Source organism: Rubritalea spongiae, assembly GCF_042652385.1.
Taxonomy (GTDB): Bacteria; Verrucomicrobiota; Verrucomicrobiia; order Verrucomicrobiales; family Akkermansiaceae; genus Rubritalea; species Rubritalea spongiae.
Genome location: NZ_JBHSJM010000001.1, coordinates 2,220,154 through 2,235,470, shown reverse-complemented (window position 1 = coordinate 2,235,470; position 15,317 = coordinate 2,220,154). Strand labels below are relative to the sequence as shown.

The 15,317-nt window shown below is 50.1% G+C and carries 13 protein-coding genes; 8 read left to right on the top strand and 5 right to left on the bottom strand.

What is annotated here, in order from left to right; genetic code table 11:
- Positions 1-2 precede the first annotated feature (2 nt).
- A complete protein-coding gene (gene murG / locus ACFPK9_RS10095) occupies positions 3-1,088 on the bottom strand; it encodes an undecaprenyldiphospho-muramoylpentapeptide beta-N-acetylglucosaminyltransferase (RefSeq protein WP_377094761.1) in 1,086 nt (361 codons plus the stop codon).
- Between the two features lie 255 nt (positions 1,089-1,343).
- Between murG and ACFPK9_RS10090 the strand changes: the two genes are divergently transcribed.
- Positions 1,344-2,057: a TIGR04282 family arsenosugar biosynthesis glycosyltransferase gene (locus tag ACFPK9_RS10090; protein ID WP_377094760.1), complete on the top strand. Its 714-nt coding sequence runs from the start codon at positions 1,344-1,346 to the stop codon at positions 2,055-2,057.
- A 24-nt stretch (positions 2,058-2,081) separates the two neighbouring features.
- Here ACFPK9_RS10090 and ACFPK9_RS10085 read toward each other — a convergent pair whose 3' ends face one another.
- Positions 2,082-2,690 carry a hypothetical protein gene (locus ACFPK9_RS10085; RefSeq protein WP_377094759.1) on the bottom strand — a complete coding sequence of 203 codons (609 nt, stop codon included), beginning with the start codon at positions 2,688-2,690 and terminating at the stop codon, positions 2,082-2,084.
- A 275-nt stretch (positions 2,691-2,965) separates the two neighbouring features.
- Between ACFPK9_RS10085 and ACFPK9_RS10080 the strand changes: the two genes are divergently transcribed.
- Positions 2,966-5,281 carry a sulfatase-like hydrolase/transferase gene (locus ACFPK9_RS10080; RefSeq protein WP_377094758.1) on the top strand — a complete coding sequence of 772 codons (2,316 nt, stop codon included), beginning with the start codon at positions 2,966-2,968 and terminating at the stop codon, positions 5,279-5,281.
- Between the two features lie 64 nt (positions 5,282-5,345).
- On the opposite strand, the gene ACFPK9_RS10075 is transcribed toward ACFPK9_RS10080, so the two are convergent.
- From ACFPK9_RS10075 to ACFPK9_RS10065, 3 genes are all read right to left on the bottom strand, one after another.
- Complete coding sequence (locus tag ACFPK9_RS10075; protein ID WP_377094756.1) at positions 5,346-5,588, bottom strand: hypothetical protein; 243 nt, start codon at positions 5,586-5,588, stop codon at positions 5,346-5,348.
- 220 nt (positions 5,589-5,808) lie between these two features.
- Positions 5,809-5,949 carry a PEP-CTERM sorting domain-containing protein gene (locus tag ACFPK9_RS10070; protein WP_377096613.1) on the bottom strand — a complete coding sequence of 47 codons (141 nt, stop codon included), beginning with the start codon at positions 5,947-5,949 and terminating at the stop codon, positions 5,809-5,811.
- Positions 5,950-6,141: 192 nt separating this feature from the next.
- On the bottom strand, positions 6,142-7,662 hold the full coding sequence (locus tag ACFPK9_RS10065; RefSeq protein WP_377094755.1) for an excinuclease ABC subunit UvrC: 1,521 nt from the start codon (positions 7,660-7,662) through the stop codon (positions 6,142-6,144).
- Positions 7,663-7,911: 249 nt separating this feature from the next.
- Between ACFPK9_RS10065 and ACFPK9_RS10060 the strand changes: the two genes are divergently transcribed.
- The 6 genes from ACFPK9_RS10060 (at position 7,912) to ACFPK9_RS10035 (ending at position 15,298) form a co-directional block, all read left to right on the top strand.
- Entirely contained in the window at positions 7,912-8,778 is an 867-nt protein-coding gene (locus ACFPK9_RS10060; protein WP_377094754.1) for a MotA/TolQ/ExbB proton channel family protein, read from the top strand.
- A gap of 157 nt (positions 8,779-8,935) precedes the next feature.
- A complete protein-coding gene (locus ACFPK9_RS10055) occupies positions 8,936-9,355 on the top strand; it encodes an ExbD/TolR family protein (RefSeq protein WP_377094753.1) in 420 nt (139 codons plus the stop codon).
- Between the two features lie 65 nt (positions 9,356-9,420).
- Complete coding sequence (locus ACFPK9_RS10050) at positions 9,421-11,763, top strand: tetratricopeptide repeat protein (RefSeq protein WP_377094752.1); 2,343 nt, start codon at positions 9,421-9,423, stop codon at positions 11,761-11,763.
- A gap of 96 nt (positions 11,764-11,859) precedes the next feature.
- A complete protein-coding gene (locus ACFPK9_RS10045) occupies positions 11,860-13,038 on the top strand; it encodes a CobW family GTP-binding protein (RefSeq protein WP_377094751.1) in 1,179 nt (392 codons plus the stop codon).
- Between the two features lie 78 nt (positions 13,039-13,116).
- Positions 13,117-14,841, top strand: coding sequence for a nucleoside recognition domain-containing protein (locus tag ACFPK9_RS10040; protein WP_377094750.1), 1,725 nt, complete (start codon positions 13,117-13,119; stop codon positions 14,839-14,841).
- Positions 14,842-14,860: 19 nt separating this feature from the next.
- A complete protein-coding gene (locus tag ACFPK9_RS10035; protein ID WP_377094749.1) occupies positions 14,861-15,298 on the top strand; it encodes a hypothetical protein in 438 nt (145 codons plus the stop codon).
- The last annotated feature ends 19 nt before the right edge of the window (positions 15,299-15,317 follow it).

Below are 15,317 nucleotides of genomic sequence, written 5' to 3'. Positions count from 1 at the left end.
TTCTAAACTTTCTCCACCTCTGCGCACACTCTCGTTGCAGCATCCTTCACCCCTAGTGCAGCCGACGCTGAACTCATGTTCACCAAACGCTCCGTGTCTCCTAAAATAGCAGTCACATCGGCAACTAACACACCAGCGTCCAAATCTGCTTCCTGACGCAGAACCGCCGCATCAGCCTCCACAAACACCTCTGCATTCTTCGTCTGATGGTCATCAGCCGCATAAGGATACGGCACTAAAATCGATGCAATCCCAAGATAGGAAATCTCACTCAAGCTCGAGGCACCTGAGCGGATCAAGGCAAGATCTGACACCGCATACACACTCGCCATGTCATCACAAAACTTAATCAAATGGTGCGTTGGACAATTGTCACCGAGCTCAGCCTTCACCCGATCGTAATCAAAATTCCCAGTGATGTGGACAAACTGCACCTCTGGCATCGCCTTTGACGCTTCTACCACCAAACTATTCAGCTGCTTCGCCCCTTGGCTTCCGCCCATCACTAACACCGTCTTTAACTCCGGATCTAAACCTAACTTTTTCGCAGCCTCCTCACGACTAGGGAGCTGCTGAATTTCTTCACGTACAGGAGTGCCGGTAATCTCCACTTCAGAGTTTGGAAAAAACTGACGTGCAGCTTCCATCCCTAGCAACACCTTGTCACACCACCTAGCAGTCAAACGGTTCGCTCGGCCAGGCACTGCATTTGAATCATGCACAAATGTCCGAGCGCCCATTTTCTTCCCAGCCACAACAGGAGGCAAGGAGGTAAAACCACCCATTCCCACAACTGCATCAGCTCCAAATTCTTTGAGAAGAGCCTTACACTGATTTGTTGTCTTCCAGAGCTTCCACAAGAAAGGAATCATTTTCGGGGACAAGGTCGCAGGCTTTGCTACCGCAGGGACTGTATCGAAAGCCAAATCTCCATATTTGGCAGACGCTTCTGCATCCACCTTTTTCTCAGAAATTAATAAGCGCACATCATGTCCACGACACTTCATTTCCTGAGCAACTGCGACTCCAGGGAAGAGGTGACCTCCAGTCCCTCCACATGCGATAACTACCTTCTTTTTACTCTCCATGATCTGCGTCCAACAGCATCGTCGGCACTACCACAAACTCAAGTAAATTTACCGCCATTTCACACACACCAAAAACACCACTCAAACATTAAACTAATGGATCCGCACAAGCGAAGCCCCCCCCTAAGATCACTGAGTAGTTTGAACCAAGTAAATGTCCAAGCCACTTTAGCTGTCCTATAAATTAAAAATCTGCCTGCTAGATTCCAACACATTCTATGATAGGCTCCCACTCGACCCTCAATTTAATCCACCATGAACGCCTTACTCATCTTCCTCAACGAACCTATCGACGGCAAAGTGAAAAAACAACTCGCTGCTAGCATCGGAGATGAACAAGCCAACCTGCGCTATAAAGCCATCGTCAGCGTCCTGCTCGAACAGCTCGAAGGCCTCTCAAATACCCATGTGCGATTTTGCTACGCACCTGACGATGCCGGCGATGCGATTACGTTCTGGCTCATTCCTGAACTCCGAGGTGATGTCATCAAACGGAGTACGGACTTTATTTTCACCCCAGAAAAAAATGCTCCCCCCTTTACCGTCGACTTCCATCCACAAGGCGAGGGTTCTTTATCCTCATGTGTCCAACGCGCGACCGACCAGGCATTCAGTGAAGGCTACCAAAAAGTGGCTGTCATTGGTACCGATTGCGTCCACTGCGGCGCCCGGTGGATCAACGCCGCATTCCTACAAACCAAGGAAAACTCCTGTGTTATCGGCCCCGCTGAAAATGGCTCTTGCTACCTTCTCTCCACAGCTAAGCCCACGCCCACACTCTTCGCAAACGCACCCTGGGACGACAGCGAACCACTAGAAGCCACAAAAATTGCAGTGAAAGACGCTAATCTCGAATTGGTAAAGCTCCCGCCCCTCCTCAGCATCGAAGACGAAACACACTGGAACTCAGCCATCGACTCTGCCATCGGAGGCAAACTCAAAGCTGCACTCAAAAAACTCACTAACTAAGTGAGGATTTCATCGTCTTCAGCATCAAGCCATAACATGCTCATCAGCCAAACTATAGGCTGCCATTTTTACCGCAGCACGCATGCCTACTGATTCAAAACCATGATCAAGATCGTCCACTAAATTACACGATTTCAATAGCGCGCGCACATCTTCAAAAGAGCGCTCACTCCTCATGAGGTAGCCGTCAAATCGCTGATTAAATTCTCTAACGTAATCCTCGGGCACGTTATGACCCACCGCCACTTCTGGGTAAGGCGCAAAATCAATATAGCGGTTCGAAGCTGTAAAAAGGTGGTGCTCATGCGGCGGATTGTCGGTAATTTGAGCACTTAACTTTACGCGTGTTGTGATCCGCTCAAGAGAACGCTTCTTCTCCAATAACTTCTTCCTCCACACTTCTTCTTTCCAATCCTTTTTAAACAACATTAACGCATAAGAATGCACCCCGTCATCCTGCACTGCATACATCGTTAAATCAATTTCTATAGCGTACAGCCTCTTCAAATCTGTAGCACGACCTCCCAATATACCACTATACTCCCCAGCTTCTTCTCCGTGATATAACACAGTAATGGCTGAAGCCAGCTCACCACGTACATCTAATAAGGATAAATCGTAAAAGTACTGCATAAAAATTGGGGATTCTTAGACCTATCATTAAACACTACATACACACCCCAGTCAACAAAACATAGAGATATTAATTTAATAACAAAAATTAATTATTAACACAACATTAACAACATCACAAAACTTCTATATTGGGACTCCATCTCTCCCACCCATTAGAAGCCAGAAGAACCACTGACAGGTTAAGCAACCACGCTCCACAATGTGACAATATCGACAAACTTCTTGAACATCTTCTGTGAAAGGGCACAAGCAATGGCACCCACACACACCAAATGCCTTACACCATCCTCCATTCCCTACTTTGGCTGAGCGGCCTGCTCTTTGGCATAGTTCCCTTTTTTATGCACCACAGCTATGGAGAAGCATCTCCCTACTTAGGTGAAGATAACTTCGGTAGCCATATCTTAATCGTGCTCATTCTAGCGGCGATCGGCTCCACCATTTGGGGCGCGCTATCTCGCTGGCTCAGCAGTGGCGACTTCATTCAGCATAAAGCAAAATCATGGATGCTCTTCACTCTGATAGGCTTGTGGACCATTCTCCCTCTCGCCTTTTTCAATATTCTCAATGACTGGAGCTACCTCGCCGCAGCTTCTGCCCTCTTCACCATTGTTGCGGTCGGAGCCTCACGCATTTCCCATCACCCTACTCCCACTCGCGAGGAACTACGTAAAGTCTGGCTATGGCTCACCAAACCTCAGTCATGGAACGGCCCTTTCTTCATCGCGCTCTTTGCTCTCCTTGTTTGGCATAATGTTACACTGATCAACGCCATGCATGAGCTCGCCGCTGTCCACAAGTTCAGCCTGATCTTGAGCCGCATGTGCACTCAACTCGCACTGACCGGAGCCCTCTACTTTCTCATCCTACTTTCCATTGAAAATGGCCCCCGCTGGAGTCGTCCATTTATCTGGGCCATCATCTCAGTCGCTCCCATCTTCATCCTGCTCGACCTCATGATGCACAGCTTCTGGAACCAAACATTCCTCAGCTTTCTCAACAATCTTGGAACCGATGGTTTAGTCAATTTCGACCGCGAGCTTAGGGGCGGCGGAGTCGACCTCACCATCCTCGGGGTACTAGGTATCGCCAGCACAGTCATCCTCCTATCCTGCGGTATTACCTTACTCTGCTCTAAACTCGGCAAAAAATGGGAATGCGCTCCCGTGTGGATAAGTCTCATCACTATTTTAGGCTTCACTGGTGCCACCATTGAACAAGCCATTGGCATGAACTGGAAATCGCGTCGCCATTGGATGCAAGAATACCAAGAATTCGGCCTCCAGCTCTCCCCTGTCCGACCCGTCCATGGAATCGCTCATTTCGATGTCGCATTCAGAGAACATCACTGGCAATCCCAGCACCAATCCTTTAACTTCAAACACAATCCAGACATCTACCTCGTTTTCATTGAGTCACTACGCCAAGATGCTCTAACCCCTGAAATCACCCCATTTCTCTACCAATTCGCCCAAACCGAATCCCAACCGATCGGGCGCACTTGGACATCCTCCAATGGAACGCACCTCAGTTGGTTCAGCACTTTTACCAGCCGCGTCGCCACCGCCCGCGAACACAGCCGCGACGTAGCCCGCGCAAATAACTGGCCAGGACTCGACGTCTTCCACCTCTTTAAAAATTCCGGCTACGACCTGCAGATTCACACCGCTAAAAACCTCGAATTCCGCGACATGGGATGCCATTTCATTGGAAATGAAAACTCGCCATTTAGCGTGGTTCGCGAGTGCATCGAAGGCGATGCCACCTACGGTCTCAGTTACCCCGAACGTGAAGTCATCGTTTTCGACGATCTAAAACAACAAATTAATACGCAAGCGGCAGGTGGCCATTTCATCATCAGCACCATCGACTCCCCCCATTACAAATACAGCTGGCACAAAGATTTCGACATCCCTTTCCCCGACTACTATCCACACGCCTTCTTCCCCTCCTCGCCAAGCCTAGAAGACACACGCCTGATTAAAAACCAATACTTCAACGCTATCGCTTGGGGCGACCATCTCGCCAAAGATTTCTGCCAAAACCTTAAAGACATCGGTAAATACGATGACTCGATTGTCATTTTCATGGGAGATCACGGAGAAGAATTCCAAGACCACGGAGGCTGGCTCCACGTTTCTTCACTCGAAAATGAACAAGTCCAGTCCCCGATGCTTATCAAATGGCCAAAAAGCATGGGCCGTGGCCCAGAAGTCGCAGAAGCTAGCCACCTCGACCTCATGCCCAGCCTGCTCGATTACCTCCGAGCCGAAAATACCCAGTTAGATACCGCCGGTATTTCCCTCCTCAAAAACTCTGGCCCGCGCACTAACATCTCCACCACCGCCCAAGGCGGACTGACTAAAGAAGCCATGCTGCTCACCCGTGAAGGCTTCAAAGCCTACTTCACTTGGCCTCAGTACTACAATGGCCGCCCAAGCTCCTCCGTCACGCTCACCCGCTTCGTGGGACCAGAAGGCGATATCCTACTCGACTCCCCAGAAGACTACGCCAATGCCCTGCAACAATTCTTCCCAGACGCCTTCTCCCGCTTCTTCACTAAGTTTGAACTGAACACAAATGAATGATAAAAAGCCCCCTGCTTCTTCCGAAACAGAGGGCTTGCTTATACTACATGAATTTTCTCAGCGGTCACATTCGGTGAAGATTCAGGGCTAAGCGCGTCAAACTCGGCTCCGCGTCTTGCATTGCAATCGCAATCGTGGGAACTTGAACAAACCTAGGCGAAGCATCTTGCTCAGCTCTCGGTCGTTCCATCCCCCCCGCTTGGTTTTCTTCAATACATAGCACATTGGGTGCCACTCTTCCGCGCATAGAAGTCACTGCCAACATTTCAGCATGAGCAGAGACTCGATAAGGTTTTTTTAGTCTCATTGTGTGTTTGAGTGTGTGCCTGCTCAACCCCGCAGCTATCAAAGGTCTCCCAACCTCAAAAAAGCGGCATGGAAACCAGTAAGATAAATTATCTAAACTTCATACGATTCGTTCAACTGTGTATCACAATTTCACTAACTGTTAGTATGCGCCCCCATGATTTAACAACGAAAAACCCCTCACAGCATGACAGTGAGGGCTAACAAGAATTAGTTAAGAATCATTTCCTTTTCCGAAAAATTAAAGCCATTCCAAGCAATCCTATCATCGCCGCTGTAGACGGTTCAGGAATCGGAATAGTCGTTTTTGGCAGCACTTCTTGTAACGGAGCCGTTGTCGTTATTTTAGGGGCATTTGCCATCGCTTGTGTAGCTAAAATCACTAGAGCAGCAACAGCGCATGACCCTATGGGGATAGGGGTTTTCAGAGTCATGTTTATGTGTATTCTCCTTCTCTATAGAGATTTAACAAACCCCTAAATAAGAAGTTATAGATATATAATCTTCTAAGTTCACAGTCAAGAAGAATCCGCCGCCACATTTTTTGTTAACTGCTAATGCTCAGCAAACCACGCAACAATTTGCTCCGCAGATTTCGGACCAATGCCATTCACCATTTGCAACTCAGCTTCACTCGCCTTCTTCACCTCAGTCACCGAACCGAAATGCTTCAATAAGGCACGCTTCCGCATTTCTGACATCCCCGGCACATCATCAAGCAAGCTTTCGCTCATTCGCTTGCGCAACAATAGTTCATTGTAATTATTCGCATAGCGGTGGGCCTCATCCCGAATACGCTGCATTAATTTCAGCGCTCCTCGACTGTGATCGATCCGTAGCGAGTCGCTTTCTCCAGGAAAGAAAATTTCCTCCTGCTGTTTAGCCAATCCCACAATGGGCAACTCACCAAGCCCTAGTGCCATCAACTCCTCATGTGCCGCCGAGAGTTGCCCCTTTCCCCCATCTACAATCACTAAATCAGGCAAACGGATCGGCGCTAACCCCTCATCCCCCAGTCGATACAGCGCCTGCACTAGCGGCTCTTGGTTATGCTCAAAAAACTCGCGATTCGCCTTCTGCGCCTCCAACACAATCCGGCTGTAACGCCTTCGTACCACCTCCGCCATACTCGCAAAATCGTCCTGCGTCGCCACCGTCTTCATCCGATAGCGACGGTAATTCTGATTATCTGGAGCCCCTTCAGAAAAGCGCACCATCGATGCCACAATGTGCGTACTACTCACATTCGAAATATCAAAACACTCCATTACTACGGGCGGCCTAGCTAAACCTAAATACTCACCCAGCTCTGCCAGATCCTCCGTCGGCTTCACTGTCGTCGGCACACCACGCCCCCTCGAAAATTGACGCGCTGGGCTCAGTGTTTTTTCTAAATTCTGAATTACATCTCGCAAACTTGCCGCCTTTTCAAAATCCATCCTCTCAGCAGCCTCTTGCATCTGCTCTCGTAAATGCGCAAAGCGCGAACGCTTCCCCTTACCATCCAGAAAATCCACCGCCTCCATCACCCGAGCGCGATATTCCTCCACGCTCACTTTCCTCACACACGGCGCTGAACAATTCGCAATCACATCCGCATGGCAATGCTTGTACTCGTGCTGTCCTGGATTTTTCTGACCACAAGTGCGCAAGCCAAATTCATTGTTCAACCATTCCAAGGTCGCCTTCAAAGCCCCAGAATGCACAAAAGGCCCAAAATACTTCGCCCCGTCTTCCTTGCGCAGTCGCGTCAGCTCAAAACGCGGCAACTCCGTCCTCAGCTGCACCTTCACCAACCAAAACCTCTTATCATCCCGCAAACTCACATTGTAACGCGGACGATATTGCTTAATCAGCTTACTCTCTAATATCAAAGCCTCTTCCTCGTTGCGCACCGTATGCGTCTCAAAATCCCAAATCGACTCGATCAATGAACGCGTTTTTAAGTCAGCCTTCACCTGACGCGATGGCATGAAGTAACTCGAAAGCCGCTTCTTCAGGTTCTTAGCCTTACCCACATAAATAGTGTTCCCTATACGATCCTTCATCAGATACACCCCTGGCTCGGTTGTCATCTGCCTCATGCGCTCGCGAAAATTTGGCTTCTTCTCCATCTCTGACATGTCGCGCCATCACGAAAGACTCTCCCCCCGCTAGACGTATGCTCAGCATACATCCAACTCTCATTTCGGCAACTGGGTAAAATACAATCCAGCAGAACAGCCGCCCATTCGCAACATTCTCGCTACTGACACTCCGAAAACTGTAATCATAGTACGGTCAACTCTTGCGAAGCCCGTAAGCCTCGCTACACTCACCACATCATGATGAAATCCATGTTCACCACCCTCGGCCTCCTCACCGCCAGTGCGGCAGCCCAAGAGACAGCACCCCAACCACCCGTAGAACTCGATGTCTACAACCTCGTGGTCGAAAAGGGAGGCATAGTTATGTACCCGCTCGTGCTGATTTCGATCATGACCCTCGTCCTCGTCTTCTTCTACTTCATCACCATCCGTCGCAACTCCGTCGTCAGCGATCGCTTCATGAGCCAAGCAGAAGCCATGATCCGTAAACGCGACTACCTCGGCCTCGTCGCTCAATGCCATCGCGAAAACAAATCCATCTCCCGCGTCGCCGAAAAATCACTCGACTTCATGACCCAAAACTCCGGCGTCTCTTTCAAGGAAGTCCGCGAGGTCGCCGAAGCCGAAGGCTCACGCCAAGCAGGCATCCTCACCCAGCGAATTTCCTACCTCTCAGACATCGGAGCCATCGCGCCTATGATAGGACTACTCGGCACTGTCATCGGCATGATTAAGTCATTCTATCAAATCTCAGCCGGCAACTTCGAAGGCGTCAAACAAATGGAGCTCGCTGGTGGCGTCTCAGAAGCTCTAATTACCACCGCCTCAGGCCTCATTATCGGTATTGTTGCCCTCATCTTCTATTCAGTCTTCCGCGGACGCGTCCAAAAATACATCGCCGAGCTCGAAGCTGCATCCACCCACCTCATGGCTCTCCTAGCCGCACAGTACCACAAAGGCAAAGGCGCCACTCCTAGACCAGTCTACGCTGATACAGACGACGAAGATGGCACCATCGAGGAAGAATTCGCCTTCACTAGCCGCCAAGGAAAATCCGCACCCTCGCCGATTGACGCTACCCGCCCAGACGTAGAAGGAATTTAATAAGGCTGGGCACTTATCCTTAAGCGTCCGGCTGCGCCAAAATCGACCAACCTCACCGTCAAGAATATCCAAATCCGATAGCTTTCTCTCAACTCAACCATTTCCAAGACATCGCCCCAGCCGGACATCGGCGGAACGATGCTCCTACATAGATAGCATGAAATTCCACAATACACAGCCACCACCTGCAGGCTTTCAGCTTGCACCGATGATCGACGTGGTCTTCTTGCTCTTGATTTTTTTCATCGTCACCTACCAGCTCTCAGATTACGAAACCGAGCTCGAGGTGAGCGTCCCCACCGCGGAAGAAGGTGCTACCACTACTCGCGGCTACCTCGAAGAACTCGTTAACATCCGTAGCGATGGCACCATTGTCATGGAAAAAACGGTCTATACTCTCGATGAACTGCAGGCAAAAATGGAACGTCTGGCGCGCGTGAATAAAAACCAACCGATCCGTATCCGGGGCGACGGCGACACCAAGTATCAAGACATCGTCAATGTCATCGATCGCTGCCGTAAAGCTGGTATCTGGAACGTCTCCTTCGCTACTCAAAAGCCAAAAGTTCAGCGCTAGCACAGCTGACCGCTGATCCATTTTCATACTTCACACTTCCCATTTCTCACTCCACACTTCGTCTCATGCGCGCACTCTTTCTCGGTCTAGGCATCGTCCTCACCCCAGCCATCGCATTTTCCCAACAAGGCCAGCAGACTCTCCAGTCTGATCCTGGCAGCGACTACTTCATCCGTGCCCGCCAGCTCTACGACGCCGCCGTCCAAGAACCCGATAAAGGCCAACAGCAAGCACTCTTCGAACGCTCTATCCCGATTCTCGAAGACTACCTCCGCGCCTACCCGCGCCACAAACACTCACAGGCTGCTCATTACTACCTAGCGGAGAGCTACCACAACACTGAAAGACCTCGCCAAGCTGGGATGCTCTACGATCAGATCATCCAACAATATCGTACCGGACAATACGTCGCCGCAGCTGCCTACCGTCTCGCTTACGAAAACTACAATGCCAAGCAGTACCAGCGTGCTGCGCGCTTGTTTGGCCTCACTGCCGACAATGCGACTAAACCAGAAGACAAGCTCCGCTCCGTCTACTTCCGCGCCCAATGTTACCTCCTACTCAACGATCAAAAACGCGCCCTCCCTCTCCTCGAGCAAGTCGCTAATAGCCCAGTCGACAGCCCCTATAAAAACCAAGCAAAGATCTCCCAAGCACACATTCTCCTCGCCGATAAAAAATACGCCGAGGCGCTACCGATTTACGAAGCATTCATCACGCCCAACCAACCTCCAGAGCTCGCTGCTGAAACGCACTATCACGCCGGGGTCGCTGCCGCCGCTCTCAAGCAAAATGATAAAGCCAAAAAACACTTTGAAGCTTCCATCAACGGTGTCGAATCCCCTTGGAAATCCAATGCGCACATCGCCCTCCTCGGCATTTACTACCAACAGCGAGATTTCGACGCAGTCCTCAAGCAGCTCAACACTTCAAAAGTAGAACTCGGCAAAGAACAACTCGCCAAGCAAGGCGTCATCGTCGGCCAAGTCTACTTCCAAAAGAAAAATTACCCAGAAGCCATTAATTTCTTCCTCGATGTGGAACGCTCCGCACCTGGGACAGATGCAGCATTCGAAGCCGCTTACTACAAGCTGCTCAGTCTCTATAACATCGACGCTGAGCGCATTCCCAAAATGGTCGACCAATTCGTCCAAAACTACGCCGTCGGCCGCGGCACCAGCAAGTTCATCCATCAAGCTCTTCTAATGAAGGCCGAGTCGCTCTACGCCGATAAGGAATACAAAGAGGCGGCTGAAGCATACAATGCTATAAACGCCAAGTATATCGACGACAAAAACCGTCCCTCCATGCTCTACAAAAAAGCTTGGTGCCTCTCCGAAACAAACAACTACGAAGGCGCCCGCGCTGCATTTGGCGACTTCATCAAGGAAGCCCCCGAAGACAAGCGCATCTACAACGCCTACGCCAAACGTGGACAAGCCAACATGGAGCTCGGCGACCGCGTCAATGCTCTGCGCGACTTCGATAAAGTCATCAAATCCTCCCCCAATAGCCAAATTGCGTCGATGTCACTCCAGCTAAGCGCACGTATCCAACGCGATGCTAAGAACTTCGACGATGTCATCGACAGACTTGAAACACTCCTAAACGATTACCCAAAAATCGATACAGTCACCAAGGCAAACAGCCACTATTGGCTCGGCTCAGCCTACTTCAAGCAGGATAACTTCAAAAATGCCATACCTCACCTCGAGGCGGCAAAACAGATGGACGCCGCTGCGTATGGCAAGCAAACTTCAATGCTGCTAATCTTGGCTCGCTACACTCTAAAAGATGTAGACGGACTGAAAAAAGCGCTAGATAATGCCGAAAGCACCGACCTCACCGACCAGATTCCTCTCCCCGTCTACCGCTGGCTAGGAAGCCAATGCTACAAAGCTGGCGATTACGAAGAAGCCGCGAAATATCTCGAGAAAGGTTGCGAACAAGGCGTCGCTCAAAAAACTCCCGCTGTCGTCTGGCGCTTACTTGCCAAAGCCCAACTCAAAACCAGCCAATTGAAAAAAGCACTCACTTCCGTCGACAACCTCCTCACCATTGAAGAAGAAGATGCGTATAAAGTAGAGGCAATGCTCGACAAAACAAACATCCTCATCGGCCTCAAGCAGTTTGACGAAGCCAAAACTGTGGGTGAAGACGCACTCGCCCTCCGTCCCTCTGGTAAACCAAAAGCAGGCTTGCTGCTCGCACTAGGAGATATTGCCTACCTCCAGAACGATTTTGCCTCAGCGGCAGAACACTACGTTCTCGTAGTCGAAAACTTCCCTGAACTCGCCATCCACAAAACAGCACTCGATAAACTCATCGATTCACTCACCAAAGCAGGCAAAAGCAAAGAAGCTCTCGACTACAAAAAAATCCTCCAACAAGAATACCCAAATAGGTAAACCTCCTCTCATTTTTAAAACTGAGAATCACCACGCTATCGCAACTTAGATGCAATAATAATTGCCATGTCTGATCTAGCCACCTAGATAGCAGCCATGGATAACGTGCCTATTGTCGCCCTTTGTGGCTTTCTTGGTTCCGGAAAGACAACACTACTCAGGCGTTGGCGGCGAGATGAAGCACTCGCCAACGCTGCCTTTATCGTACACGACCTCAGTGAGCAAGGGATCGACGCCTCGCTGCTCTCTCCCGATGATAAAACGCCTCAAGCTGGTAGCTTAGTAGGCCGAGTCGCCGCCCTGCATGGCCAACACTCGAACAAACAACTCAGTGAGTCACTAGGTACGACGCTTGAGGAAATCTCGGCACTGAACCCCTCCATAGTCTTAAGTGAGAGCACTGGAGCTGCGCGCCCGTGGCCACTAATCAAGGCACTCACTCAAGACTCCCGATTTTTCCTGAGACACTTTATCGTCACAGTCGACGCGCTCAATCTACATCGGGATTTCCTAGATGGAAAAATGCTCACAGCTGATCTCGATGCTCATGGAGATCCAGCACTCTGCCGTGCTGTGGAAGTGCTAGCTGAGCAGCTCGCATTTGCCAATGTCATCGTCCTCACTAAAACGGACACTGTCACTAAGGCTGTGATTGAGAACCAAGTGAGCTATCTACAAAAGCTGCAACCACACGCCACCATAGCCCTTTCAGCTCGTGCCGGACTGCTATTACCGCAACTAGAAAACACCCCTCCACCCAATTTCCTCACCTTATCGAACAAAGCCAAACAGCTCGGATTAATCCAACAGACTTCTACAGCAGAAAATGTCGAAGCGGTAGTATTCCGCGACCAACGACCATTCCATCCGCAACGCCTCCACGAAGCTTGCATGAATCATTTGGGAACCGGGCTCTATCGAACAAAAGGCTTTTTATGGCTCGCATCGCGCCCCGACCACACTCTCCTCTGGCAACAATCTGGTAGCCAAATCTCTCTAGAACTCACTGGCCTATGGCGCGCCGAACTCGCCAAGAATGCCGACGGAAAACTCCTTCCTGAAGAAGTCGAGCATCTGCAAAACATGCTGAAAAATGAACACCCTATTTTCGGTGACCGCCACAATGAGATCACCATCATAGGCATTGAAACCGACAGAAATGCCTTCCTCTCAGCTCTCAAAAACGCACTCTGCACCCCACAAGAGATCGAAGCTTGGCAGAATGGTGAATCATTTCCCGACCCTTGGCCAAAATCTCTACGCCACAGCCAATAATCACTCCACATCGCCAACTATTGCAACTTTATTGCATCAACTCTTGACTAGCTGCATAAATGCAAATTAATTGCGTTTATGTCCGCGGCCGCACTAACGCCCTTCATTGCAGAGAACAAAAACTCTGGCATCACTCTCCCTGAAGAGACTTGCCCAGTTTGCACCTGTGTTGTGTGCGGTTGTGAGAGTGTTGGGAAAACACAACTATTAGCCTCGCTCACAGGCAAACTTCCAGTGCCTGAAAATTTCCGCGGTTCCACTATTGCCTGCGAAACCTATAGCGATGGGGACCTGCGCTGGACAGATACGCCCGGTATCGTGCGCGAATCCGAAACACATGCCACACGCATTGCTTTAGAACACATCGGCTCGGCGGATCGGGTGATGGTTGTAGTTCGTGCAGACCGCGCTAGAGAGGAACTTCCAGCGCTCCTTTCCTCTGCAGCTGGCAAACCAGGCTTTATAGCTCTCACCTTTGCCGATCAGATTTCGCGTGAGAACGAAATCGAAACGAAGAAGCTAGAAAAGGCACTCGGTGTCCCAGTTTTTCCAGTCGATGCGCGCAAGCTAAAATCTACTGAAGCATCGGCAATTCGAGACGCAGCAGCTTCCCCCATTACTGAAGCCGGCATCTTCCCCTCTCATCTACCAGAGAGCTTGCCTCTTCCAAAAACAACTAAAACTACGAGTAAGAATTTTTGGGAAATACTCTGCTCAAACCCGCTCGCATCCTTGCTGCTTCTGTTTCTCCCAGCAATGCTCGCTATTCTTTATACCAATAGTTTTGCAGATTGGCTCTATGACCCTATCGCAAATACAATAGCGCCAGCACTAGAGGCGATAGCGACTTGGCCAGCTCTCCCTGCAGCTCTAGTCGGTGGTGATTATGGAATACTTGCCATGTTTCCATTTCTGCTGCTCTACGCGATTCCTTCGATCATCGTCTTCTCAGCAGTTCTCGCGATTTACAAGTCGACCGGCCTCATCGACCGCTTGTCCTACTCACTCCACCCATTGTTACGCCCCGTAGGAATAGGCGGCCGCGACCTTGTACGCGTGGTAATGGGCTTCGGCTGTAACGTTCCAGCCATTGTAGCCAGTCGCTCCTGTCATAGTTGCTCGCGCTGTGCCTGTGTTTCAGCTATCTCCTTTGGCGCCGCGTGCTCCTACCAACTTCCTGCCACCCTTGCTGTCTTTGCCGCAGCAGGTATGGCCGGACTCGGCATCGTTTACCTCGTAGCTCTAGCAGTAACTACGCTGGTTTATCTACGGTTCACCACTCCGAAAATTTTACGCCTCGCGAGTAATGCGATTGTCTCCCCGCCAGCGAACTCGCTGAACCTTCCCTCATGGCGTGCTGTATGGAGAGAAATTGCCAGCAACCTCAAATCCTTCGTGATCATGGCATTCCCAGTTTTTGTAGTGATCTGTATTGCAGCCGCTCTGCTAGATTATCTAGGAATACTCACGGGTCTGTCTGGGCTTTTAGCTCCAGCTCTCGCTTTATTTAACCTCCCAGGAGATGCCGCATCAGCAGTGGTGCTCGGATCTATTCGTAAAGACGGTATCGCGATTGGCCTACTCGATAGCAGCGGTGATGGGCTAAAGGTTGCTCTCACGACACCTGCTCAAGTCCTCACAGCCGTTTACCTATCTGGAGTTCTATTACCCTGCCTCGTCACTGTTTTCACGATCATTAAAGAAATGCGCTGGAAGTTCGCAGCTAAACTCTGTGCCAAACAAATGCTGTGGGCTTCAGGTTTTGCCATGATCATCGCCTGGACTGGTGCCCTCCTCTATTAAGCAAATTCATCACTGAGTAATGAACAAACCAGTTAGAAAACTATTCTCCGTCGAGCAAGAGGAACCCGAAAACAATCCGAACCAGAAGGAAATGCTCAACCGCAAAGGCGAAGCTCGCCGTGTCGTCAAACGACTCACAACGATTATTAATGAGCATAACCAAGCATCGCTTTCTCTAAACGTCCACCTTGCTGGAGAGAAACTCAAAATCGTTACCAATGCCCTGCGCGACCACGCAAAAGGCGGCACAGGAGAAATCATTCTCAAAGGAGAAAATGAAATTCTCGCGCACTGTCTCAATCGCCTTTTCGAGGAGCTCGTAGAAGAGCCCAGCAACATCCTCTACACCACCTCCACTGGAGCCGATTCCATGCGTTACGATGCCATGGAGCCAAGTTTCTGGATCGAGTGTTTAGACCTGTTAGATCAATCGATCGCAGGCAAAAAAACTACCTAACATCCCCTCATTCAACTCA

Coding starts and splice junctions, on each gene's coding strand:
- murG (WP_377094761.1), bottom strand. CDS start 1,088: ATGGAGAGTAAAAAGAAGGTAGTTATCGCATGTGGAGGGACTGGAGGT.
- ACFPK9_RS10090 (WP_377094760.1), top strand. CDS start 1,344: ATGAACGCCTTACTCATCTTCCTCAACGAACCTATCGACGGCAAAGTG.
- ACFPK9_RS10085 (WP_377094759.1), bottom strand. CDS start 2,690: ATGCAGTACTTTTACGATTTATCCTTATTAGATGTACGTGGTGAGCTG.
- ACFPK9_RS10080 (WP_377094758.1), top strand. CDS start 2,966: ATGCCTTACACCATCCTCCATTCCCTACTTTGGCTGAGCGGCCTGCTC.
- ACFPK9_RS10075 (WP_377094756.1), bottom strand. CDS start 5,588: ATGAGACTAAAAAAACCTTATCGAGTCTCTGCTCATGCTGAAATGTTG.
- ACFPK9_RS10070 (WP_377096613.1), bottom strand. CDS start 5,949: ATGGCAAATGCCCCTAAAATAACGACAACGGCTCCGTTACAAGAAGTG.
- ACFPK9_RS10065 (WP_377094755.1), bottom strand. CDS start 7,662: ATGACAACCGAGCCAGGGGTGTATCTGATGAAGGATCGTATAGGGAAC.
- ACFPK9_RS10060 (WP_377094754.1), top strand. CDS start 7,912: ATGATGAAATCCATGTTCACCACCCTCGGCCTCCTCACCGCCAGTGCG.
- ACFPK9_RS10055 (WP_377094753.1), top strand. CDS start 8,936: ATGAAATTCCACAATACACAGCCACCACCTGCAGGCTTTCAGCTTGCA.
- ACFPK9_RS10050 (WP_377094752.1), top strand. CDS start 9,421: ATGCGCGCACTCTTTCTCGGTCTAGGCATCGTCCTCACCCCAGCCATC.
- ACFPK9_RS10045 (WP_377094751.1), top strand. CDS start 11,860: ATGGATAACGTGCCTATTGTCGCCCTTTGTGGCTTTCTTGGTTCCGGA.
- ACFPK9_RS10040 (WP_377094750.1), top strand. CDS start 13,117: ATGTCCGCGGCCGCACTAACGCCCTTCATTGCAGAGAACAAAAACTCT.
- ACFPK9_RS10035 (WP_377094749.1), top strand. CDS start 14,861: ATGAACAAACCAGTTAGAAAACTATTCTCCGTCGAGCAAGAGGAACCC.